General features: G+C 60.3%; 18 protein-coding genes. 6 read left to right on the forward strand and 12 right to left on the reverse strand.

Going from position 1 to position 24,188, the window contains the following annotated elements; all coding sequences use genetic code 11:
- Positions 1 to 182: 182 nt before the first annotated feature.
- The 9 genes from EI291_RS10540 to EI291_RS10580 form a co-directional block, all read right to left on the reverse strand.
- Complete coding sequence (locus tag EI291_RS10540; RefSeq protein WP_125419776.1) at positions 183 to 1,385, reverse strand: hypothetical protein; 1,203 nt, start codon at positions 1,383 to 1,385, stop codon at positions 183 to 185.
- A gap of 46 nt (positions 1,386 to 1,431) precedes the next feature.
- Complete coding sequence (locus tag EI291_RS10545) at positions 1,432 to 2,271, reverse strand: glycosyltransferase family 2 protein (protein ID WP_125419777.1); 840 nt, start codon at positions 2,269 to 2,271, stop codon at positions 1,432 to 1,434.
- 30 nt (positions 2,272 to 2,301) lie between these two features.
- Positions 2,302 to 3,600, reverse strand: a complete 1,299-nt coding sequence (locus tag EI291_RS10550; protein WP_125419778.1) for a glycosyltransferase family 4 protein — start codon at positions 3,598 to 3,600, stop codon at positions 2,302 to 2,304.
- Between the two features lie 99 nt (positions 3,601 to 3,699).
- Positions 3,700 to 4,719, reverse strand: coding sequence for a nucleotide-diphospho-sugar transferase (locus tag EI291_RS10555; RefSeq protein WP_205701591.1), 1,020 nt, complete (start codon positions 4,717 to 4,719; stop codon positions 3,700 to 3,702).
- A gap of 34 nt (positions 4,720 to 4,753) precedes the next feature.
- Positions 4,754 to 6,055: an O-antigen ligase family protein gene (locus tag EI291_RS10560; protein ID WP_125419779.1), complete on the reverse strand. Its 1,302-nt coding sequence runs from the start codon at positions 6,053 to 6,055 to the stop codon at positions 4,754 to 4,756.
- The gene (locus tag EI291_RS10565) at positions 6,052 to 7,212 is read right to left on the reverse strand and encodes a glycosyltransferase family 4 protein (protein WP_125419780.1); all 1,161 of its coding nucleotides are present in this window, start codon (positions 7,210 to 7,212) and stop codon (positions 6,052 to 6,054) included. Before EI291_RS10565 ends, EI291_RS10560 begins: the two co-directional genes overlap by 4 nt.
- A 2-nt stretch (positions 7,213 to 7,214) precedes the next feature.
- A complete protein-coding gene (locus EI291_RS10570) occupies positions 7,215 to 8,834 on the reverse strand; it encodes a lipopolysaccharide biosynthesis protein (RefSeq protein WP_125419781.1) in 1,620 nt (539 codons plus the stop codon).
- Positions 8,835 to 8,936: 102 nt separating this feature from the next.
- Positions 8,937 to 11,330 (reverse strand): GumC family protein, encoded by a 2,394-nt coding sequence (locus EI291_RS10575; RefSeq protein ID WP_125419782.1) that lies wholly within the window; start codon positions 11,328 to 11,330, stop codon positions 8,937 to 8,939.
- 54 nt (positions 11,331 to 11,384) lie between these two features.
- The gene (locus EI291_RS10580) at positions 11,385 to 12,170 is read right to left on the reverse strand and encodes a polysaccharide biosynthesis/export family protein (RefSeq protein WP_125419783.1); all 786 of its coding nucleotides are present in this window, start codon (positions 12,168 to 12,170) and stop codon (positions 11,385 to 11,387) included.
- Positions 12,171 to 12,444: 274 nt separating this feature from the next.
- On the opposite strand from EI291_RS10580, the gene EI291_RS10585 reads away from it, so the two are divergent.
- The 5 genes from EI291_RS10585 to EI291_RS10605 all read left to right on the forward strand — a co-directional run bounded on the left by EI291_RS10585 (position 12,445) and on the right by EI291_RS10605 (position 18,818).
- Positions 12,445 to 13,122 carry a response regulator transcription factor gene (locus tag EI291_RS10585; protein WP_125419784.1) on the forward strand — a complete coding sequence of 226 codons (678 nt, stop codon included), beginning with the start codon at positions 12,445 to 12,447 and terminating at the stop codon, positions 13,120 to 13,122.
- A 244-nt stretch (positions 13,123 to 13,366) separates the two neighbouring features.
- Complete coding sequence (locus tag EI291_RS10590) at positions 13,367 to 14,773, forward strand: sensor histidine kinase (protein ID WP_125419785.1); 1,407 nt, start codon at positions 13,367 to 13,369, stop codon at positions 14,771 to 14,773.
- A 187-nt stretch (positions 14,774 to 14,960) separates the two neighbouring features.
- On the forward strand, positions 14,961 to 16,568 hold the full coding sequence (locus EI291_RS10595; RefSeq protein ID WP_125419786.1) for a SulP family inorganic anion transporter: 1,608 nt from the start codon (positions 14,961 to 14,963) through the stop codon (positions 16,566 to 16,568).
- A gap of 276 nt (positions 16,569 to 16,844) precedes the next feature.
- Complete coding sequence (locus EI291_RS10600) at positions 16,845 to 17,792, forward strand: NAD(P)-dependent alcohol dehydrogenase (RefSeq protein WP_125419787.1); 948 nt, start codon at positions 16,845 to 16,847, stop codon at positions 17,790 to 17,792.
- Between the two features lie 123 nt (positions 17,793 to 17,915).
- Entirely contained in the window at positions 17,916 to 18,818 is a 903-nt protein-coding gene (locus EI291_RS10605; RefSeq protein WP_125419788.1) for an NAD(P)/FAD-dependent oxidoreductase, read from the forward strand.
- Position 18,819: 1 nt separating this feature from the next.
- Here EI291_RS10605 and EI291_RS10610 read toward each other — a convergent pair whose 3' ends face one another.
- Entirely contained in the window at positions 18,820 to 19,248 is a 429-nt protein-coding gene (locus EI291_RS10610; protein ID WP_125419789.1) for an EamA family transporter, read from the reverse strand.
- Between the two features lie 160 nt (positions 19,249 to 19,408).
- Between EI291_RS10610 and EI291_RS10615 the strand changes: the two genes are divergently transcribed.
- On the forward strand, positions 19,409 to 20,374 hold the full coding sequence (locus tag EI291_RS10615; protein WP_125419790.1) for a formylglycine-generating enzyme family protein: 966 nt from the start codon (positions 19,409 to 19,411) through the stop codon (positions 20,372 to 20,374).
- A gap of 216 nt (positions 20,375 to 20,590) precedes the next feature.
- Here EI291_RS10615 and EI291_RS10620 read toward each other — a convergent pair whose 3' ends face one another.
- Together EI291_RS10620 and EI291_RS10625 are read right to left on the reverse strand one after the other, a co-directional pair.
- Complete coding sequence (locus tag EI291_RS10620) at positions 20,591 to 21,442, reverse strand: transporter (RefSeq protein ID WP_125419791.1); 852 nt, start codon at positions 21,440 to 21,442, stop codon at positions 20,591 to 20,593.
- A gap of 190 nt (positions 21,443 to 21,632) precedes the next feature.
- Positions 21,633 to 24,101, reverse strand: coding sequence for a M1 family aminopeptidase (locus tag EI291_RS10625; RefSeq protein WP_125419792.1), 2,469 nt, complete (start codon positions 24,099 to 24,101; stop codon positions 21,633 to 21,635).
- Positions 24,102 to 24,188: the final 87 nt, after the last annotated feature.

Genomic DNA, 24,188 nt, shown 5'->3' on the forward strand with positions numbered 1-24,188 from the left:
TGATACCTGAGGTTCATTGCAAATGTATAAAAAGAGTTGAATATGCAAAGCCTCTCGTGAAAATAGAGAATGGTATTATTCTTCTAAATGATAGAAGCCATAAAAAGCAAAACAGCCCGTCAGTACCTGACGAGCTGTTTTGTAGACTATTTTGAATGGCAAAAAAATGTACGCTTTACTAGTCAATTAGTTAGCCTTCTGGAAGCAGCGGTTTGGAGAGGCTTGCCTGCACCCAGCCGTACCTGGTACTTATGCAGATTTTGTTGCCAGGCCGCATGTTCCCGTGCCTCCGTCTGGAGTGTGATGGGTGCCGGCAGGTGGATAGTGCCGGTGCAGGCAGCGCAGGCATCCGTGCTCAGGTCGTGGCGGTCCAAGTACGGACTGCGGCGGCCCCAGCTCACAAAACCAATAGTATTATCGGTTACCTGGTTGGCAAAAAACACCGTGGCGGCGGTTTCATACGCATTAAATATAGCCATGCCCGCGTAGCTGGACGGCAGATGCGTACCACCAGCAAGCAGCCCACTACTGATGATGCGGTTGTGATGAAAACGGTTGTGGTGGCCGGCGGCAATGTTCATTCCGGCGTTGCAGGTGCTGACAACTACATTCTCGAATGCTTCAACATACGCCGTGGTCAACTGGGCCGACGAGGCATCCCCATCAGTGGTGATGCCAGAACCGGTGAATTTGGGGGCAGTGGCTGGCACGGGATACGCTCCCTGGATGTAGTTGTGATGCACGCGCAACGGGCTGGTGGAGGTGCCGGAGGTGTTGTGCAGGTTGATGTTGTCCTCCACCATGCTTTGGTCGGGCTCATTTATCACCTCGTTCCAGCTGATATCAATGTTGCCCAGACCATGAATATCATTGAGCTGCAGGAAGCTCACTTTGGCACCGCCTCCGTTGCGGAAGCGGCCATCAATGTTACGGGCTTGGTTGCGGCGGACCGCAATACTCTGGTTTGCTGATCCGTCACCCTGCCAGCGGTACACCAGTATGCCAGCTGTATGCTCCAAGTAGTTGTTTTCGGCCAAGAGGCTCACGCCGTCGTTTACTTCTAGAAAGCGCCCCTGCGCCTGGTTATCGGCAGTCTGAGGTGCTCCGTAGGCCCGGCAGTTGCGCACAGTAAGGTGGCTGCCGCCCGCAGTTGCATCAATCAGCCGGCCCGGCCCCCGCAGCTCGCAGCCATCCAGCACCACTGGCTCAGTGGTTTCCACCCGAACGCAGGCCTGCTCTGAACTGCTGCTCACATACCGGCCGGAATATGTGCCGCCTTCCCGGATAACCAGCACCGCATCCTGCCCTGGGCGAAGCGTGCAGGTAGCACCGGTGAGGAGCAGTCCACCTCCCAGTAACGCGTGCAATAGAGTAAAATTTGCCATGATTAGTTGGGAGGAAATGGGGCTGAACAGCTACAAAGCCATCCGGTTAGTGCAGAAAATAACCCACCAGCCGGCGGGCATACCCGTTCAGCAGAAAGTACGGCAGGTACGGACGGGGGCAGTTCTTGAGACCGAACCAAGTGAAGTTGCGCAGGTTGCCACCGCCCCGGATACCAAACAGGTGCTGGTAGTAGCCCCGCAGGCTGCGCTGGCGGCGGGTTATTTCCTGGCCGCTTTCATCGGGGTAGGTGCTCAGGCAGGCGTCGTAGTTACAGTACACCGGGAAGCCGTGCCGCCGGGCTACGCTGGTATAGTCAAAATCGGCGAGGTAATGCGGCAGGCGCTTCTCATCAAACAAGCCGATGGTTTCCAGCACTAGCCGGGGAATGAGCAGGCCGCGGCCCGGTAGGTAAGTAACGCGGTGCAGACCTTGTCGCTGCGCCACTGGCAGGGTTTCCAGCAAGTCGCGGCGGGTATTGGTGCGCCAGTCCAGGGTTTCGCCGCCGTACACGGGCTGGCCGGTGGCGGCATCCAGTTCCAGGGACCCCAGTACGGCGGTAGGATGCTGGGCGGCGCAGTTCAGCATCCGGTCTACAAAATCGGGAGCAGCCAGTACGTCGTTGTTCAGCGTCATGATGTGGGTAGCGCCTTCGGCCAGGGCTCGGCGGATGCCCAGGTTCACCCCGGCCGTCCAGAACAGGTTGCCGTCACCTTCTTCGATAAGCACTGCCGGAAACTCATCCCGGAGCATCTGGCCGGTGCCATCCGTGGAGCCATCATCGACCACCACCACCCGGAACCCCTGGGTAGTTTGCTGTTGTAAGGACTCTAAGCAGGCGCGGGTGAAGTCCTTCCGGTTGAAAACGGGAATAACGATGTAAAGCATAGCAAAACAGTAGGAGTTGCCAGAGAAAAACTAAGAAGCCTGTGCCAGGACGGGCAGGGGAGTACCAGGGCTGGGTGCTGGCGCGGATACCGACTGCGGCTGCCGTAGCAGCTGCTGCACCAGCAGCAACAGGCGTTGGGTGCGGGCTGTCCAGGTCTGGGTGCAGGCAAAGAGGTAGCCCGCCTGCCCGGCGGCCAGGCGGGCCTCGGGGTGATGGTAATAATACTCCACGGCCCGGGCCATGGCAGTGGCAGTGGCTTCCGGAGTTGTCACGGGTACTTTAATACCCGCCGTGGCCGGTACAAAATCGTGGGCTCCCTGGTGGTCGAGGGTGATGATGGGCAGGCCGGTAGCCATGGCTTCCAGAAACTGCGAGGCAAAGGAGTCGCGGAGGCTGCCAAACAGGAAGGCATCATGCGAGAGAAAAGCCACCCGGACTTCCTGCCAGGAAACGGCGCCGCGCCAGGTTACCCGGTCCTGGAGGCCGTAGCGGGCTATGGCGGCCGGCAGCTGCTGCCCCAGCGGACCGTCGCCGATGATGGTCAGGTGAAACGGCACCCGTTTATCAACCCGCGCCAGTGCATCGAGGGCCAGCAGCAGGGCTTTGCGGGGAAACAGACGGCCCAGCCACAGCAGCCGGAACGTAGAACTGGGCTCCCGCTGCGGAAAGGCAGGTGGAAAGAATGACTCGGGCAGGCCGGAGTCCAGAAACAGCTCCACGCGACGGGCCCCCATGCGGCGGGCCAACTCGGCGGTTTCGGAATTGGTGGCCAGCACTACGGCCGCGTGGCGCAGCGTCTGGCGCACATTGGGGTCAAACGTCATCAGCAGCCAGCCCACCGCGTTGCGCATGGTTTCCGACTTAAACCAATCGGGAATAAATGCCCGGAAAGCTTTGGGAGCACGCTGGGCGCCGCCAACCGGCCCGAAGATGAGCGGTTTACCCAGGCGCCACATCCAGGAACCCATCTGCAGGCTGCCGTAGGTGGCATGATGCACATAATCGAAAGCCACGGTCCGGCTGATGCGGGCGGCTTCTTTCCAGGCCAGGTACTGCCACACCATATAGTGCAGGTACACACCAAACTGCCAGCGGTGCAGAAACTGTACCCAGGCCGGCACCGCTACAAAAATGAAGTGCAATTGCTCCGGCTTCACCTCGTGGCCGTGTTTGGCCATGAAGGCGGCAATACCCTCGCGCCCATCGGGGTTGGTGATGCACCACACGCGGTGGCCTTGCTGGGCAGTTTGCCAGGTCCAGTTGAAGCCAAAACCGTCTTCGCCACCGTGGGCCGGGTTGCAGGCATAGGCAGATAGCAGAACGTTCATGAGCAGAAGAGAAATGAAGCGCAGGAGGGCGGGAAGAACTGGACTTGTGGTGAAGAAAAAAGAGCGGTAGACAAGAGCAAATGAACAGGAAGCCAGCCCTCAGGCATGCGTGGCCGAGGAAAAAGCCGGAACTGGTGCGGTAAGCGGGGGAGCCGCCCGCGCCGGGCGGGGCGCCGCCGAGCGCCGGAACAGCTGCCGGAATTTGGCCGCTACCCGCCCCCACAGAAACTCGCGGAAGCGGCGCTTGTCGCGGCGGCGGTCGGCCAGTACCGTGGTGGGGTGGCACAGCGGAAATGCCAGGTTGGTGGTGGGCACGTTGGCAAACTCATCGGTGGCGTTGAGCGTGTGGGTGCCTTGCTCGCCAAACCCGATGTTGCCCACCAGATTGGTGGCCGGCACGATGCACAGCCCGGAGTTGGCTACGATGGTGAAGTGCCACTGGTAATCCCATACATCGGGTGGCTGGGGGTGGTCGAGCACGCTCTCGATTTTGCTGAGGCGGTAACGGGTTTCCAGCCAGGTGCTGTAGAGGCCGGCCAGCTTGCCCTGGCTGTGTAGGTCGTGGTAATTGCTCAGTTGAAAATCATACAGCTGCCAGGCTCGGCGCCAGGTAGCCCAACCCCAGCTATTCACCTGCGTGGAGAAGTAGTACGACTCAGCCTCCACGGGGCGGGGGCGGCGGGCCTCCCGGCTGAAGTTGTTGCCCCCGATGTGCATCACGCGGGTATCGGTGCGGTAACGGGTCAGGAGCTCCTCGCAAAACCGGAAAAAGGAAGGAGCCGGCACGCAGTCGTCTTCCAGAATAATACCTTCCTCTTCCTGCCGGAAAAACCAATCAATGGCCGAGGCCGGGCCCACGCCGCAGTTCAGGTTGGTAGTCCGGAACAGCGTGAATACCTCGCAGGGCCAGTCAATATCAGCCACAATGGCGCGGGCGGCGGCGCAGCGGGCCTGGTCGTCGGGGTGCGTGGTGCGGGGGCCGTCGGCGGCAATGTACAGCCGGGGCGGGCGGGCCCGGCGCACGGCTTCAAACACGCGCCGGGTTGTGTCGGGGCGGTTAAAGATGAGCAGTAGGACCGCCGTGCGCAAAGGGGCAGAACTGGAAGAGGCAGGTAGCATATAACGGGAAGTAGAGAACCTGGAAAAAAGGGGCTCAGGCCGGCACGCCCAACGCTGCAGAAACAGGTGCCACTGTTGGCTCAATGGAAACAGTGGCCCCCGCCGGAGTTAGTGGTTTAGCAGCAACAAATGGCAGCGGTGCTGCTACGGCCATGGTAATACCAATGAGGCCATACAGGTAGGGAGGCCAGTCATAGGAAACGCCGTAGAGCAGGGCAGTGCTGGTAAAGCTGAGCAGGGTGGCCGTTGCGGCACTGAATGGTACCGGCTGAAAAGCCCGCTTTACCAATTGCCAGAGCGGAAGGAGCATTACCAGCAGCACGCCCAGAATACCGAAGTAAAAAAGCCGGTCGAGGTAGAAGCTGTGAAAGTGGTGGCCGGTGCGGTCGGCCCACACCGGGTGGTCTCCGTCGCCGTAAAACTGCATGGGCAGTTCGAAGCCTTCCAGCCGCATTCCTACCACCGGATGCTCCTGCACGAAGGACTCGTAGGCTTCCCACTGCTTGAGGCGCCAGCTGCCGGTGCCCTGCTTATCGGCGTGGGTAATGTCCTCCACGTTGGTTTCCAGCTTGCGCAGCACCTGTGGGTTATCGAGCACCAAGGCCGTGCCGCCGAGCAGCCCCGCCAGCAGCGGCATCACCAGAATGGGCAGCATCCGGTTGAGGTGCACCCGGGCGCCTTCCACCCGGCCCAGCGCAATAAACAGGCCGTTGACTACCAACGCGAGGGTCATGGTGAGCCACACAGTGCGGTGCTGCAGGAACACAATCAGGGCCAGAATGATGAAAAACAGTGCCAGCCGCAGCAGGCCGCCCTGCGTTACATACTGGTTGAAGTAATACAGCGCAGGCAGCATCAGCAGAAACGCCGACGTCACGTTGAACCCTCGTTCCGTTTCCAGAAATGCCGTGAGGCTCAACGCATCCGGGTGGTACAGGGCCATGCTGAGAGCCAGTCCCGTCAGTACCAGAAACATCAGCAGCCCCATGGGCAGCGGGTGACGCCGGTAGTAGGCGTACATGGCAAAAACGGGCAGAATGGCCATGAGCTTCGCAAATACGTGCGGATACACGAAAGGCGTGCCCCACCCATTGTAGGACTCCAGCGCCAGGGCCCCAGTAGCCGCAAGTACCACCAGCAGCCACTTGCGCATGATGGGGCTCAGATACCGGAAGTACAGCGCAATCAACAGCAGCGAGAGGCCCGTAATGGCGTAGTTGTAGAGCCCAAGCGCCGGGTCGTCATCTTCCTTGATGACAAACTCCGTGAAGGCCCGGTCCGTGAGCAGAACCAGCAGCAGCGGCAGTACGTGGCGGAAGCGGAAACTTATCTTCATAGCTCCAAAGCGGGTATGAGCGGGTCAGACTGCGCCGGCAGCGGGTGCAGGTTGGTGTTCTGGCAGGCCTCGTCGTACACGGCGCGGGTACGGCGGGCGGTATGCTGCCAGGTAAAGTCGAGTAGGCGCAGCTGGCCCAGCCGGATCAGGTCACGGCGCAGCGCGGAGTCGGTAAGTATGCGGGCCAGCTGCTCGGCCAGGGCGGCGGGTTGAGCGGCCGGGAAATACAGGGCCGCGTCGCGGGCTATTTCCGGAAAGCAGGATGCCTCACTCAGCACCACCGGGCACTGCTGACCGTACGCCTCCAGAATGGGCAGCCCGAAGCCTTCGTATTCAGAAGGAAAGATGAATGCCTGGGCGTGCTGGTACAGCTGGTTGAGTTGGGCATCCGTCACCGGCCCGAACTGGTGGGCCCGCCCGGTCCAGCCGGTCCTGGCCAGCAGCTCACGCTCAGCCGCCGTGAAAGGCCCGCCGCCCGCGCACACCAGGTGCAGGTCTTGCGCAATGGCCGCTGGCAGTAGGGCCAGAGCTTCTGCCAGCACCCCGAAGTTTTTGTACAGCGCCCGGCTACCCGTAAACAGTACGTACCGCTCCGGCACCGGCAGGGCCGGGCCCGCCGTGGTGGTAAACTCCCGCTCGGTGTAGCCGTGGTGCACCACCCGCACTTTTTCAGGAGCTACGGGCAGCAGCCGCAGCAAGTCGGCGCGGGTGTGTTCCGAAACCGCAATAATACGGGTGGCGCGCTGTACAATGCGGTTCAGCACTGCCCCGTCACGGTCCGGGTAATGCTCCGGAAACAGAGCCGGAATCATGTCGTGGATGGTTACTACCAGGGGCCGGTCAGCCGGAAGCAGCTCCAGGAAATAGTCGTCGTCGGCCAGGGTGGGATGGAACACATCGAAGTTGCCACGCTGCAGGGCCCGGCGGGAGGCCCGCTGGTTGAAGTACCGAATCACGCGCCAGCGGGCCGGCAACGACGACTCGGGCAGGAACGTGCGGTGGCGGGAGTGTTGCCGGTCCCGCAGATACAGGTTGTTGCTCAGGGCCACTGCCAGCTCCGACTGCCAGTTAGCGTGGCAGAGCAGCTCATGGTGGTAGCGGGATACTCCTCCAAAATCCTGGAGAGTAAAGGCCTGATGGTCGTACAGCACGCGCATGACTATACCAGTTCAGTTTCAGGATCGGGTAGCAGGGCAGGGTGGGGACGGCGGACTGTAGGAGCGGGGGTAAGCGGGGCGGCGTCACCATTCAGGCGAGTTAGCCGGTTTGAATAGGCAGTGAGTAAGTGAGCCATCTGGCCGGAAGCAGCCTTGCCTTCGTGGAGGCGGCCCAGCAGGCGCAGCAGCACCTGGCGGAGGCGGTGCGGCGGGGCTGCAATTGTAAACCCGGCCAGCAGCAGGCCCCCGGCCAGCATTTCGGCCACGAGCAGCGCCGCACTGGGTACGGTGCCGGGAGGCAGCAGCAGAGGGGTGCCGGCAATGCCGGCTGCCACCAGCGCCCCGGCCAGCAGGCCGGGTACGTAAGCACCTAGTACCTCGGCAGTGGTTACGGCCAGCACCCGGCGCATCAGCAGCAGGTATAGCACCGTGCGAATAACCTCGCCGGCCACTACCGCAGCGGCTACGCCCAGCAGACCGTAGCGGCTTAGCCCGTAAAACAGGCCGGTCAGCAGCACGGCGTAAAACAGGTTCAGCCAGAGCTTGGGCGTGAGAGTGGCCGTGGCATCACATACCACTCCCGCAAACATCGTCACCATGCTCATCCCGAAAGCCGCACACACCACCCGCAGAATAGGCACTGCCGCCGCCCAATCGGGGCCGAGCATTACGCGCACAATTTCGGGGGCGGCCACGGCGGCCCCGGCGCAAATCGGAATAACCAGTGCCGCAATCAGCGTAATGCTGCTCAGGTACACGGCCCGCAGCCGGGGCCGGTCGGCCTGTACTTGGCTGAAGGAAGGAAACACCACTTTCGATACGCTGGTGGTCAGCAGGTACACCGGCAGGCCAATCAGCATCCAGCCCCGGCTATAAATGCCCAGCGCCGCCGCCCCGAGCAGCCGTCCAATCAGCAGCGTATCCAGAGAGCCCGTCACAAATTCCAGAAAGCTGATGGCCGACATGCGGCTGCCGTAGGCCACCAAGGGGCGGTACGTTTCCCAGTGAAACAGCGGCTGCACGGCGTGCCGCTCGGCCAGGTAGCTCAGAATGGTCGTCATCAACCCCTGGCCGATGGTGGCCGCCACGAGGCTCCATACGCCGAAGCCCTTAAACGCCAGTACGATGCCCAGGCCGCCGTAGCTCAGAATATAAGAAGTCAACTCAATGATGGCCAGTGTCCGGAACCGCATGTGGCGCCGTAGCAGACTCAGGGCCGTGGCATTGAAGCCCGTCAGGCAAAGGCCCACGGCCAGTACCCGCACCACCGGCACCACCTCGGGCTGGCGTACAATGCCGGCCGCCAGCGGGGCGGCCAATACCAGCAACCCGGCAAACAGGATACCCAGGCCTACGGACGAGGTGAAGGCCGCCCGAATATCGACGCGGGTTAGCTCCGGCTTCTGAATAATGGCCTGCTCCATGCCCATCTGGGCGAAGTAGGAGCCGAAACGCAGGATTACTCCCGCCAGGGCCACCAAGCCAAATGCCGCCGGACTCAGCAGGCGGGCCATGGTGGCGGTGTAGCCCATTTGCAATACCGCTGTAATAACAGTGGCCGCGGTAGTCCACTTCACGCCGTGCACGGCGGCAGTTGTCAGGTTAGAAGCAGAAGATGCCATGAAGCCATCCGGAAAAGGGGAGGTGCGAAAGGAATGAGCAGCAGAACGGGGAATTTGACGGCGCCACCAGGAGCAGCGCCGCCGGGCGCGAATGACAGCAGGCTAGTAGCCGTAGGTATAGGCTTTTTCCTTGTAGCGGTATTCGTAGGTTTTGGTGAAGTGCATGTCGTTGATGATCATGTAAATCTGCTTCACCTTTTGCTGCTGGTGCAGCTCGTTGATCTGGCTGATCAGGCCCTTATCCGTATAGTTCTGGCGCACCACGTACACGTTGGCATCCAGGTGGCGCAGCAGCATGAAGAACTCGGCCACGTAGCCGGTGGGCGGCGTATCCACAATCACATAGTCGTACTCGTCGCGCAGGCGATTCATCAGCTCTTCCATGCGCGGGCCTTCCAGCAGCTCCGTAGGGTTCTGCGGAATAGGGCCACAGCACAGCACATCCAGATTGCGCACCAGCGAAGGGTGGCGGCACTCTTCAAAGGTGCTCAGGCCCATGAGGTAGCTGCTCAGCCCATGCTCGGCGCAGGCGGCCTGCAGGTCGAAGTAGCTGGCAATGGTCGGGCGGCGCAGGTCGCATTCCAGTAGCAGCACCTTACGGCCACTCTGGGCCATTTCGGCGGCCAGGTTCACGGCACAGAAGGATTTGCCCTCGCCGGGTATGGAGGAGGTCACGCCAATCATTTTCTTATCGAGGCCGGCTGAGAGGTACTGCAGGTTTACCCGGATGGAGCGGAACGATTCGGCAATGGGACCTTTGGGGTCGCGCAACATTGTCTCCTTGTCCTGCTTGCTGCCGTGGGCCACCACGCCCAGCATGGGAATGGTGGTAATGCGCGACAGGTCTTCTTTGCTTTGAATCCGGCGGTTGGCTTTATCAATCAGCAGCGAAATACCCAGCGGCAGCGCCAGGCCTGCCACCAGGGCAATCAGGGCTACTACGCCCGGCTTGGGGGCCGTGGGGCCGTCGCCGTTCATGGCGGCTACGTCCACCACTTTTTTGTCGGTGGCGTTGGTGGCCAGGGCAATAGCCGCTTCAGCACGCTTCTCAATCAGAAACTGGTAGTTCTTGTCGTTGAAATCGGTCTTGCTTTTCAGCGTGGCCAGCTGCCGCTCATTTTCGGGCAGCTTGCTCATGGTGCCGCGCACTTTGCTCAATTGGCCGTCCAGGTCGCGCAGGGCAATGTCGGCGGCGCGGGTCATGTTGGCCAGCGTCTGGGTCAGGCTTTCCTTGGCTACCCGAATCCGCTCATCCAGAATGGTCACCATCGGGTTTTCGACGCTGGCATTCACGCCCAGGGCTGCCCGTTGGCTGTTTAGGTCAGTGAGCTGCAGAATCAGGTTGTTCACCACGGGGTCTTCAATACCGATGCTGCTAGGGGCTGCCAGCTGGCCCACGGCCTGGTGGGAGCGGAGGTACGCCAGCATATTCTGGTAGTACTTGCGGTTGGTGCTCACCTTGGCCCGCAGCATTTCCAGTTCGCCCTGCTGCTGGATACCACTGGCCGACTGCGCCCCGACATCCACCACCCCGCGCGCTGCCCGGAATGAGCTGAGCGCGGCCGTGGAACGGCGCAGCGAATCGGACATGTGCCCGATTTCCTTATCCAGGAAGGCTACCGTTTTCTGGCCCGTCACATTCTTGTCGTGCAGGTCATGTTCCACGTATTCCCGCATCAGGGTATCCAGAAACTGCACTTCCTTCTGGGGTACCTTACCCTTGCTGGTCAGCTCCACAATGCGCGACTCCCGGTCGATGGGGCGCACGGCCAGGTGTTGCTGGTATTCCCCAATCAGGCTGTTCTGGTCGCGCAGGGTTACAAAATACCGCTCCAGCGTGTTCTGAGCCGGGTATTTGGGTTCCTGCTGAAATACAGCCGTGAGCAGCGGCGTGCGCAGGGTGTCGCCGGGCCGCACCGTTTCGTTGATGTGCGGATTCAGCACTTCCCGGACCAGCTCACTGGTGGCCAGGTTGTAGAGTTTGCCCTTCGCCGCATCGGCCTGCACATGGTAGCGCCCGTCGGGCAGGGGCTCCACGTAAATGCGCACGCCCGTAAGCTGTGGAGCGTTAAGGTCCGGAATCAGGCGGAAAGGCACCGAGCCCATGGGCCGCTCCTCCACCTGAATGTCATTAAGAGAGTTCAGCCACGTGGTGGGCGCGGCATAGTATGCCGTGGCGAAGGGGAGCCGCTGCAGGGCCCGCTGCACCATATCGGCCGAGGTAAGCAGGCCTATTTCGTCCTCCATCTTGGTGCCTTTGTCCTTCACCTCCAGAATCTTGAGCAGCTCCTGTGCCTGTTTCGAGCCGGTGCCCTGGTCGCCCAGCAGCATGGTGGCGCGGAAGGCGTATTCCGGCTGCTTCACGCGCAGGTAGAAGAAGGCGGCGGCCCCGGCTATCAGCAACGAAATCAGAAACAGCGGCCAGCGGTGCCGCAACCGGAAAAACAGCTCGTGGAGGTCGAGTTCGTCGGCGGAGAGGTGTGGACGTTGTTCCATTCCGATAGGCGTTTAATGGGATGAGGGGAAAAGCGACGGTGGCGGATAAGCAGGCTAGAGCACTTTCAGGTAATTGAGAATCAGCACCACCGCAGATATTCCGGAGAATACTAGGGCCAGGTTGGTGGCATTGCCCCGGGCGGTGCGGGCCTGCATAGGCTCCACGTACAGGGCATCATTGGGCAGCAGGTAGAAGTAGGGCGAGGTAAGCAGGCCAGGGTCCGTGAGGTTCAGCAGCACTACTTCGGAGCCCTTGGCCGTCTGGCGGATCAGCTTCACGTTCTGGCGGTTGCCAAACTCGGTCAGGTCGCCGGCCAGGCCCAGGCCCTCCAGCACGGTACATTGCGCGTTGTACACAAAGTAGCGGCCCGGATTGCGCACCTCACCCAGCACCGTCACCTTAAAGGAGAGCAGCTTCACCAGCACGTTGGCGTCGCGTACAAACTTGCTCACCTGCTGCTGCACCGCCACCTGGGCTTCTTCCACCGTCAGGCCCTGCAGCTTCAGGCGGCCGGCCGTAGGCAGGTTAATGAAGCCCGTTTCATCCACGGAGTATCCCGTCAGAAACAGGTTGCCTGGGTCGCCGTTGAATACGGCCCGGGTGTCCACGGTATTGAACATGTCGTTGAGCTGGGTCTGCACGCTTTGCACCCGGATGCTAAGCACGTCACCGGGCTGGATGCGGTACTGCTGGCGGGCATTATCGGCCACTACCGGCGTGCGGGTATTGTACCCCTGGCCCTGTAGATACGGCAGGTTTCTCTGCGACACACAACTGCCCAGCATAATCAGCAAAGGCAACCACAACAGCACACGACGAAGGAGGAGGGGCAGACGCATGGGGAGAGAGTAGAACAACTGATGAACTCAGCAGGAGAAGCTCAAAAAATGAGTAGACCGCCATTTCGCTGCCTACGCATTAGTATTGAATATTTCCATAAACGTATTGGATTGAAACCGCAAAGTCAAGTTAATTTTAAATTATTCGGATATTTTTTTGCATTGATAGAAGTGGATCGATTTTGAGGGCCGGAACAAGGTTTTGCGCCGAAACTCTGCTTCATCGGGCGGGGTACACTACCTTGCCGGGGTTGAACCCGTGTATTGCCCACCCATGAAGATTCTGTTGGTTGAAGACGAACCGAAAGTGGCCTCCTTTCTGCACCAGGGCCTTACTGAGCAGCACCACACCGTTGATCTGGCTGCCGATGGGCTGCTGGGGCTTCGGCTGGCGCAATCCAACTCCTACGACCTGATCATTCTCGATACGCTGCTGCCGGGCCTGAGCGGACTGGAGGTATGCCGGCAGGTGCGCACTCAGGATACCAGCGTCCCTATTCTGATGCTCACGGCCCTGGGCGAAACCGACGATAAAATCCGGGGCCTCGATGCCGGCGCCGACGATTACCTGGTGAAGCCGTTTGCGTTTCAGGAGCTGCTGGCCCGCATCCGGGCCCTCACGCGCCGCCGCCACGAGTCGCCCTCCGCCGATTTGGTGCTGCGCCTGGCCGACCTCACCCTCGACCCCAGCCGCAAAGTGGTACAGCGGGCCGGGCAAACCATTCAGCTCACTGCCCGCGAGTTTGCCCTGCTGGAGTACCTGCTGCGCAATCAGAATCGGGTAGTGTCGCGGGTGGATATCCTGGAGCACGTCTGGGAAACGTCCTTCGATACCGGCTCCAACGTCATCGACGTGTACATCAACTTCCTGCGTAAAAAGCTCGATAAAGACTTCACCCCCAAGCTCATTCATACCCTGGTGGGCATGGGTTACGTGATGAAGGAAGAGTAGTGAATGAGTTGTCAGTTGCTGGTTGTCAGTTGTTAGGCTGTGTCTGAAAACTCTCAAACAGTCATGCTGAGCTTGTCGAAGCATCTCTACCGCTTCATTGAAATGTTGCTGTCACGAAGCGGTAGAGATGCTTCGACAAGCTCAGCATGACCGTAGCAGATTAGAACCGACTTTTCAGACACATCCTAGTATAGTTCTGACAACGAGCAACTGACAACTGATAACCAGCAACTAGCAACTAAAAATGTCCATCCGTACCCGCCTGACGCTGCAGTTTGTAGCTATTCTGGTTGTGACGCTGCTGCTGTTTTCGGCGGTGATTTACTTCTTCACGCATCAGTCGCGGCGGGAGGCGTTTAGTGAGAGCCTGTTTGCCCGGGCCCGTATTGTGGCCCACGTGTACCTGGATGGCACCCGCCGCAGCGACGAAGCCAGCCGGGCCACCTACCGCCGCTACCTGCGGCAGTTTTACCGCACCCTCCCCGAGGAAGAGGTGCGCGTGTTCGATACCCGCAACCAGGTAGTGTTTGAAGAGGGTTTGGCGGGCCGCGAAGCCGTGCCGCGGGGCCTGTTGCGGGCCGTGCGTACCGATGGCCGCGAGGTGGTGCTGGAAGATGAATACCGCCAGACCGTGGGGCTGCTCTACCGCGACGCCGTGCGCGGCGACTTTGTGGTGGTGGCCTCTTCCGTGGATGCCGACAGCCGCCAGAAGCTGCAGGATTTGCTGACGGTGCTCACCTTTGGGCTCCTGGCCTCGTTTGTAATAGTAGGAATCGGGGGCTGGTTTTTTGCCGGGCAGGCTCTTAAGCCCATGAAGCGCATCATTCAGGAAGTGGACAGCATCACGGCCTCCGACCTGCACCGCCGCCTGTCGCAGGCCGATGGGCAGGATGAGGTGTCCCTGCTGGCCCAACGCTTCAACAGCCTGCTCAACCGCCTCGAAACGGCCTTTGCCGGGCAGCGGACCTTCGTGCGCGACGCTTCTCACGAGCTGCGTACCCCGCTGGCAGCTATTATCGGGCAACTGGAAGTGGCGCTGCTGCAGCAGGAGCGCAGCCCACAGGAATACCGCCGGGTAGTGCAAAGCACCCTGGATGCTGCCCGCCTGCTGAAAGACCTCACCAACGGCCTGCTGCAGATTGCCCGCGCCTCCGACGACCCCTCGCAGGTACCCCGCACGCTGGTGCGCCTGGATGAGCTGCTGCTGCAGGCGCACGAGGAGGTACACCGCCGCCACCCCACCTGCCGCATCGACCTGGATTTTGGGGAGTCGCCGGATGCGCCGCGCCGCGTGCCGTACGGGGTGCTGGGTAATGAGGCGCTGTTACTTTCAGCCTTCCTGAATATTCTGGAAAATGCCTGTAAGTTTTCCGCCGGATGCACGTACCCCGTAGTGGCCACCCTCATCACCTCGCGTACCCGGGTGCGCCTCACCGTACGCGACCGGGGCATGGGCATGACGGAGGCTGACCGGCAGCAGGTATTTGTGCCGTTCTTCCGGGCCGAGTCGGTTCGAACGGTGCCGGGACACGGTATCGGGCTGCCGCTTACCGCCAAAATTATGGAACTGCATGAGGGCGAAATCAGGGTGGAAAGTGAACTGGGGCACGGTACGGCCGTTACCCTGGATCTGCCCACGGCTACCGTATAAACAGCCGTCTTTGAAAAGGAGGATTATTGCCAATGTAATGTTCTGAAAGTGAATATTTTATGTTTTTAATTAGTTTTTAATTCGCTTTTAATTAGGTCTTAACGACGCGGCCGTAGACTTGCATTAAACCTACTGGGTGCAACCGCATTTCAGTGGGTTTCTGACCTTCTCTGCCTCCCCTCGTTGTATGTTAGATGTTGCCGAATCAGCCGCAACCACCACGGCCCGCACACCCGCTGGTGTGCCTTCGTCGCCTTGGAAATCGTTGAGCAAAGACCTACCGGCGGGCCTGGTTGTGTTTCTGGTGGCGTTGCCGCTTTGCCTGGGTATTTCCCTGGCCTCCGGGGCGCCGCTGCTGGCCGGGGTTATTGCCGGTATCGTGGGCGGTCTGCTGGTGTCGTGGATCAGCAACTCGCCCCTGAGCGTGAGTGGTCCGGCGGCCGGCCTTACCAGTATTGTGCTGGCCTCTCTCGCTACGCTCCAATCGTTTGAGGCAGTGCTGGCGGCCGTGGTAGTGGCCGGGGTTATTCAGGTAGTGCTGGGCGCGCTGAAAGCGGGCATCGTGGGCATGTACTTTCCTACGTCCGTAATCCGGGGCATGCTGGCCGCCATTGGTCTTACGCTCATTCTCAAGCAGATTCCGCACCTAGTTGGGGCCGACGCCGACTATTTCGAGGACATGACCTTTCTGCAGTTTGACGGCCAGAACACGTTTTCGGCCATCGAAAAAGCTATGGAAGGCATCGGGGCCGGTTCGGCACTGGTAGGGCTGGTATCGTTAGGCGTGCTGCTCTTCTGGGACCGAACGGTTACTAAGCACCTGCGTTTTTTGCGGCTGGTGCCCGGTGCGCTGGTGGTGGTACTGTTATCCATCGGCCTCAATAATTTGCTGGATGAAGCGGCCCCGGTGTTGCGCATCCGGCCGCAGCACCTAGTGAATCTGCCCAACATCACCTCCTGGCAGGATTTTATCGGGTCCTTTACCCAGCCTGATTGGAGTGCCCTGCAGCGGCCGGGCTTTCTGACGGTGGCGTTTACCATTGCCATTGTGGCCTCCCTGGAGTCCTTGCTCAGCGTGAAGGCCGTAGATAAACTGGATCCGCACAAGCGCGTAACGCCCACCAACCGGGAGTTGATGGCGCAGGGGGCCGGTAATATTATCAGCGGCCTGTTGGGGGGGCTGCCCATTACGGCAGTTATTGTGCGCAGTTCAGCCAACATCAACGCTGGCGGACAAACTCGGATGTCGGCGTTTTTTCACGGGATTCTGCTGCTGGTGAGCCTCCTGTTTCTGGAGTCAGTACTGAATCAGGTGCCGTACTCCGCGCTGGCGGCCGTGCTGCTGGTGGTGGGTTACAAGCTAACCAAGCCCGAGCTGTATATCACCCAGTGGCGGCTTGGCTGGCAGCAGTTTCTGCCGTTCATTGTCACCATCCTCGCCATTCTGTTCACTGATTTGCTCAAGGGCGTATCCGTAGGACTGGCCATCGGTATCTTCTACATTCTCAAGGCCAATTACGAGTCAGCCTACTTCCTGAGTAAGCCCGCCGCTATGCAGCCCGGCCCCATTCATTTGAAGCTGTCCGAGCAGGTTACATTTCTCAACAAAGCCAGCATTGTACAGGTGCTGGACGACCTGCCCGACGATACCCAGGTGCTCATAGACGGCAGCAACTCCTCGTTCATTGATTACGACGTGCTGGAAGCCATTGAAAATTTCCGGCTGGCAGCCTCCGAGCGGGGCATCCGGCTGGAGCTGCGGGATATTCCGCAGGTGCAGGTGCTGGGCCACTAGCCCGGGCCTCATAGCCATTTTGCTGCCCGGATCGGGCACCGCGTGCATCAGGCCGCCTACGGGCAGCGGGTGCCGCACAAACATCATCGGGCGTAGTCTGAGGGGAGTGCGCTTTCGATGTGTGGAACCGGCCTATCCATTGGATAGGTCGGTTTTTTTATGCTTTGCCTGGGCTTTACTTTACAGCCGGTTTTAAGAAAAAATATGACCGGAAACAGGCCTAAGCCCAACGGTTCTGCGTAGGCAGAAGCTCCCTCAACAACTGAATGACCGCGTATGAATGCCATTTATTTCACCGAATACGGCCCGGCCGATGTACTCCGCTACGGCGAACAGCCAACTCCCACGCCCAAATCCGACCAGATCCTGGTGCGAGTGCGGGCCAGCAGCATCAACCCTATTGATTGGAAAGTGCGCAATGGTGATATGAAGCTCATTACTGGCCAGCGCTTTCCCAAGATTCCGGGCCGCGACGTGGCGGGGGAGGTAGCTGCCGTGGGCAGCCACGTAACCCGCTTCAAAACAGGCGACCGGGTGTACGGCATGCCCAATGACGGCGTGGGCAGCGCCAATGCCGAGTACGCTGTGCTGGCCGATTCGGTAGCGGCATTTATTCCGGAGAAGATTTCCTTTGAAGAAGCTGGTGCTGTGCCGCTGGCGGCCCTTACCGCCCTGCAGGCCCTGCACGACCACGGCCAACTGCTCTCCGGCGACCGGGTGCTGATAAACGGCGCTTCGGGTGGAGTAGGTACCTTCGCCATTCAGATTGCCAAGGCCCTGGGGGCCGGCGAGGTAACCGGCGTGTGCGGCCCCGATAACGCAGAGCTGGTACGCAGCCTGGGAGCCGATAAAGTGCTGAACCACGAGGAGCAGGACTTCACCAAAAACCGGAGCCACTACGATATTGTGTTTGATGCCGTGGGCAAGAGCAGCTTTACGGCTTGCCAGCACGCGCTGCGCCGCAACGGCCGCTATGTAACTACCACGCCAGAGCCCAGTGTTCTAATCACTGATAAACTGGCGGCGGCCCTTTCCACCAAATCGGCGCACATGTTCTTCGCTAAGGAACGCGGCACCGATCTGGCCCTGATTTCGGCCTGGTTGCAGGCGGGTACTATTCGGGTAGTAATTGATAAGACGTTTCCGCTGCAGGAAACTGCCGAAGCCCACAAGTACAGCGAAACCGGCCGCGCCGCCGGGAAAATTGTGCTGACCGTAGAGTAAGCAATTCCAGCCGAAAACGAAGGTACTCAAATGCAACTTAGTTGCATTTGAGTACCTTCGTGCGTTGTGTGGCCCCCGGATAGGCTGGGAGCCTTGGCAACGTAACTGATTAACGGCCTGGAAATGGAACAGAGCAGCAATGCAGATGTGGTAATTATTGGGGGCAGCTATGCCGGGCTGGCGGCCGCTATGGCCCTGGGGCGGGCATTGCGCCAAGTAGTGGTGCTGGATAGTGGCCGGCCCTGCAACCGCCAGACGCCTCACTCGCACAATTTTCTGACGCAGGATGGTGAAAAGCCTGCCGTTATCCGGGAGCGGGCACTGGCGCAGGTACGTCGCTACCCCACGGTGCAGGTAGTGGCCGACGAAGCCCTCCTGGCCGAAAAGGCAGCAGATGGTTTTCGGATAGCAACGGCCGGCGGCCGGCACCTCACCGCGCGCAAGCTGATTTTTGCCAGTGGTATTGAAGACCTCCTGCCGGCCCTGCCGGGGCTGGCCGCGTGCTGGGGTATTTCGGTGCTGCACTGCCCGTACTGCCACGGCTACGAGGTGCACGGCCAGCCGCTGGGCGTACTCAACAACGGCGACGGGGGCTTTGTGCAGGCCCGGCTCATCCGTAACTGGACGCCTCAGCTCACGCTGTTCACCAACGGCCCATCCACGCTTACTGAGGCACAGACCCGACAGTTGCACGCTGAAGGAATACTTGTTGAAGAATCCTCCGTACAGGCCGTGTGCCACGAGCAGGGAAAGTTGTGCAGCCTTGCCTTGGCGAATGGGGCAGAAGCGGACCTGATAGCTGTTTTTACGCACGTGCCTTTCCGGCAACAAAGTGAACTGCCGGCGCTATTGGGGTGCCGCGTTACCGCAACCGGCCACCTGGAGGTAGATGACTGGCAGAAAACATCCGTGCCGGGGGTGTACGCGGCCGGTGATGCCACCACGCCCATGCGCTCCGTGGCCAATGCGGTGGCGGCGGGTACCCGGGCCGGGGCCTTCGTCAACCACGAGCTACTGGGGCTCTAGCTCAGGTACTTTCCCGCGAAAAGGCAATCAAAATGGCTCCGCCTGCCATGAGCATTGCGCCCAGTACAATCTGCCAGGTTACTTTTTCCTTTAGAAAGAAAACGGCCAGCAGGATGGAAAACACCAGCGAGATTTTGTCGAAGGATGACGTGCGGGAGGCCTGCCCCAGCTTCAGGGCCTGAAAGGAAAATAGCGAGGACAGGCAAGTGATAACGCCGGCGGCAATCAGGAATAGCCAGGTGCGGCGGTCAATTTCGGCTACCTGCCCCAAATGGCCCTGCCAGGCCACTACGCTCCAGGCCACCGTCACAATCAGCACCGATTGAATGGCAAAGGCCACGCTGGACTCCACATTCTTGACGCCCACCTTCGAGAGCGTAACCACAATAGCCGCTGATATAGCTGCCAATAATGAAAATACTACCCACATACGTACTCCTGAACAGATGACCTGCTTGGCAATACGTGCGTTGGCCAAATTCAGCCGGGCGAGCGGGTGGTAAAGATCAAGCGTTGCCTTATCCGTGAAAAGGTCACAGGTAGTATCTTGCAAGGTATAGCCGGCAGCGTTGCGGCTCTGGTAGTGTGTTATGAAGAAACTTGCTTGGATTAGTGGACTGCTGGGTGCCGTTATGAATGTGACGGGCGTAGCCGAGGCGCAAACCGGAACGGGTGGTACGCCTGCATTGCCGGAGCCGCCCGGCACCGTGCGGGTAGCGGCCAACCTGTTCATGGATGAAACGGAGGTAGCCAACCTGCACTGGCTGGAGTATCTGCACTTTGTGCGCCGCGACTCCGCGCTGGCGTTTTACCGGGCCCAGTTACCTGATTCCACCGGCTGGCAACCCGTCCCCGACCCGGAGCAGGCCACCGCGCCCCAGTCATATTTCCGGGCCCCGGCCTACCGCTACCATCCGGCCACTGGTGTCAGCTATGAGCAAGCCCGGGCGTATTGCCGCTGGCGCAGCGCAGTAGTCAACCGCAGCTACTTTCAGGGTGCTGAGTTCCGCAAGCAGCATCCCGAACTTCGTGACTATGAGGTGACGGTGGAATACCGCCTGCCTACCGAAGCCGAGTGGGAGCAGGCGGCGGCCGGCGGTCTGCCCGCTGGTTCGCGTCCTTTCGAACTGATTCAGACCCGCTCTGTCCGCAAGCCAAGGGCCATCAAGCTAAATGAATCGGAGGAGTTGGTGGCGTGCCTGGATGCCCAACACCTGGCGCACCCGGCCACCGAGACGGCCTTCGAACTGCCCTACAACCTGCGCGAAAACTATTACCTGGCCAGCAGTAACCAAGTGTTCAGCTGCCCGCCACCCAAGCGCGAGTTTCCGTTGCAGGCCATTACTATTGGCCCACCCAACGGCTTCGGGCTGCAGAACGTCATTGGAAATGTAGCCGAAATGACGGCTTCCCGGGGCGTGGCCAAGGGTGGCTCCTTCAAAACCTCGGTGCAAGGTCTCACGCTCACTACCCAGCAGCCCTACCAAAGCCCTCAGAACTGGCTGGGCTTTCGGTGCTTGGCCACCGTACGCATGGTGCGCAAAGCCGGTAAGTAGTGAAAACGCCAACCAGTTCTGCAGTGAATTGGTCGGCGCTTTTGTCGGTGGCCGCTAGTCAGACAGCAGAGTTGTTCTAAAAGTAGCCGCCTGCTACTAAAACGTCATGCTGAGCTTGTCGAAGCATCTCTACCGCTTCGTCAGTGTTGTTTCAACGAAGTGGTAGAGATGCTTCGACAAGCCCAGCATGACGGTCAATATCATGAAGAGAGCAGCCTACTTGCCGAAGCGGAAGGCGAGGCCCGCCCCTACGTTGAAGCCACCAGCGGCTGGAGTGAGGCCGTGGCCGGCCGTAACATCCAGCCGGATTGCAGGAGAAGGCCGGAAGTACAGGCCCGTGGTGAGGCCCGGTCGCCAGCCCTGCTGCCGCTGCCAGGTGGCGTAGGTTTCGGCCAGAAAGCCGAAGTGCGTGGTGGGGCCGAGCGGGCCATTGAGGGCCAGCGTGGTCAGGTACTGGCCCTGCTTGGTGCCTTCGGCCTTGAAGCCACGCTGCCGGAACCCGAAGTTACCCTCCAATCCAAACCGCTGCCCCAACTGCTGCGACACCAGCAGGCGTGCGCCGGGCTCAAACTGCTTATCGGGGTAGCTGGCGTCGCCGTTGCGTAGGTTCATATCGAACAGGACCACCACCTGGGAGCGGGCGTTCTGCACGGTGGAGGCCAGGAACTTGGCCCCCACGTTCAGCGGGGCGAAGCCGACGGGGCCGGCATAGGCGGCCGGGGTGCCCTCCACGCTCAGTGGGCGCACGTCGGGCGTGAGCAGGTAGTTCTGGGTGGCGCGCAGCTCAATGTGGTTGAAGAACCCCACCCGCAGGGTGCTGCCCCACACCGAGCGCCCGGCGTAGCCCACGCTGCTGCCCGCATCGTAGCGGGTAAGGCCGGTTTCCAGCTGAAACTGGCCCGGGTACAGCATGTTGGTGGTGATGGTCTGCCCCGGGCGGTCCGGGCGAATCAGCCGCACAAACGGCGACTCGCCGTTGTTGAGGTTGGGGTCGGTGGTCTGGGCCAGGGTGCGGGCCGGGCCGGCAAGCAGCAGGGCTCCGGCGGTCAGCAGAGTGGTCTTTCGCATGTCTTATCGACGTCCAGCTTCTTTTAAAAGTTCGATTTTTTGAAGAAGATGTAACCCTGCCGGGTAAAATGCGTTACCCGGTTTTCTGCTGAGTAATGCCCTGCATCACCATATTTGAGGTATCTATAGGATACAAAAAAGACCGGAGCAGGCTCCGGTCTTTTTTTACTTTTAGCGGGAAAGTTATATTCTATTCCGCTTTCTTAATAGCCTCCATTGCGGCGTCTACTACAGCCTGCTGATCAGCGGGCTTGGCTTGTTTTACTTTGGTGAGCATCTGCAGGATGGGTTCATCCACGCCGTAGCGCTTGTATTCTATGGCCAGTTTCCGGAGACGCTCCGTGCCTTCATTGAGGACGGTGGCATCGTTCAGGCGGGTCATAAAGCCCACTACGCTTTCCAGCATCTGGAACTTACCCTGGGGACCGGCGGCATCAAACTGCTGGCGCACGAAGGGCCAGTTGCTGGCGTCGCCCTGTTCGGCGTACACACTGGCCACGGCGGTGGCTACGGTGCTGTTTTTAGTAGCTTCCAGCGCCTTAGCGCGGGCCAGGGCCGTTTTGGGCTGCACGGCGGTCAGGCCTTCCAGAGCTGCTCCTTCCACCGCATACGACTGGCTTTCGAGCGACTTGAGGAACTGCTTTTCGTCCTTCTTATCCTTCATCTTGGCCAGAGCGCCCAGCAGGGCAGCCTGCACGTTGGTGTTTTTCTCCTGAGCCAACTGCTTGCGCAGGGCCGGGGCGGCGGCTTTCTGCACGGCCTTGTCATCCAGCTTCAGCGCGGCAATCGACGACAGGCGGATGCCCGTAGCCTTGTCGGTGAGGCCGGCCAGCAACACCTGGCGGGCGGCGGCATCGGTGGGGGGCAGGGCCGCGGCGGCGGCAATGGCCTCGCGCCGGTCAACGTAGCGGGGGGCATTCTTGAACTGGTAGGCGAAATCGGCAAACGGCTTGTTGTCGGTTTTCTGCCACAGCAGCACCTTTTCGGCGTCCACGTTTACCAGGCTGGGCTTGCTGGCGGCGGCAAAGCGGAAAGTTTCAGCCCGCTCGCGCATCCACACCTGGTGGCGCTCCGGCTTGCCGTTCACGTACACATCCACCGCAATGGGCAGCTGGAACACGGTGCCGGGCTGGGTTTGCTTGATGGTAACCGTCTGCTGCTTGGCGGCGGCATCGTAGCCGTAGTCAATGGTGACCACGGGGTGGCCCGCACCGAAGTACCACTGGTTGAAGAACCAGTTCAAATCCTGACCCGATACGGCCTCCATGGCCAGGCGCAGTTGGTGGGCCTCGCCGTTACCGAACTTGTTATCGGTGAGGTATTTTTTCAGGCCGGCGAAGAATACGTCGTCGGTGAGGTAGTTGCGCAGCATGTTCAAAATCTGGCCGCCCTTCTGGTAGCTCACCAGGTCAAACATGTCCTCCTTGTCGGCGTAGTGAAAGCGCACGAGCTGCTTCTGGGCGTCGCGGGGGCTGCGCAGGTAGTTGCGCATGTTCTGGTAGGCGTGGGCGTCGCCGGCGTCCTGGCCGTACTTATACTCGGCCCACAGCGCCTCCGAGAAGTCGGCAAACGACTCGTTCACCGTCAGGTTGCTCCAGCTTTCGGCCGTTACCAGGTCGCCGAACCACTGGTGGAACAGCTCGTGGGCAATAACCGACTCACCGTTGGCGTACTCAGCATCCAGCGCCTCGCGCGGGTCCTTCTGCACAAACTCGCCGTGCAGGGTGGCCGAGGTATTTTCCATGGCCCCGCTCACGTAGTCGCGCACCACCACCTGGGCGTACTTGTTCCAGGCGTAGTCCACGCCCAAACGGCGCGAGAAGAATTCCATCATTTCGGGCGTGTTGCCGAAAATCTGCTTGGCGTAGGGCGCGTATTTGGGCTCCAGGTAGTAGCTCACTTCCTTGCCGCGCCACGTGTCCTTCGTGATTTTGAAGTCGCCCACGGCCATCATAAACAGGTAGGGCGAGTGGGGCAGCTCCTGCTTCCAGGTGTCGGTGCGGGTGCCGTCGGCGTTGTTTTTTTGGCTGGTGAGGGCCCCGTTGCTCAGCGTCACGTAGCGGGCGGGCACCGTCATGCTGATTTCGGCGGTAGTTTTCTGGTTGGGCTTGTCGATGGTGGGAAACCAGGCCGACGAAGCCTCCGTCTCGCCCTGCGTCCAGATCTGGCGGGGCTTGCCGGCCTCGGTGCTGTCGGGGTTGATGAAGTACAGGCCCTTGGCGTCGTTGATGGCGGCCGAGCCTTTCACTTTCAGCTCGTCGGGCTTGGCCACGTACTCCAGGTACACGGTGTACTGCTGGCCGGGCAGGTAGGCTTTGTCGAGGTCAATATCCAGCTGTTGGTTGTCGTAGCGGTACTTCAGCGTCTTGGTGTTCGAGCCGTCCACCAAGGTCACCGATTTAATATCCATGCCCTTGGCATCGAGGCGCAGCGAGTCGGTGGCGTAGCCCACGGGTTGCAGCGTCACCCATTCCTTGCCCATAAGCTGGCGCTTGGCGTAGTCGAAGCGCACATCCAGCTTGGTGTGCACCAGGGCGTTGATTTTGCGGGCCGATTCGCGGTACATCTTGAGGGCGGTCGTATCGGCGGGGGCGGCTTGCTGGGCCAGGGCGGGGGCGGCGGCCAGCAGGCCCAGGCTCAGCAGGAAAGCTTTTGTCATAGCGAAAAAGAGGAGGGTGAAATCAGGCTGCTAGTTGCAAACTTTTCAGCACAGATGCGGCAGGCTACGGTAGAGTTGCTTTTGCGG

Source organism: Hymenobacter rigui, assembly GCF_003944715.1.
GTDB classification, from domain to species: domain Bacteria; phylum Bacteroidota; class Bacteroidia; order Cytophagales; family Hymenobacteraceae; genus Hymenobacter; species Hymenobacter rigui.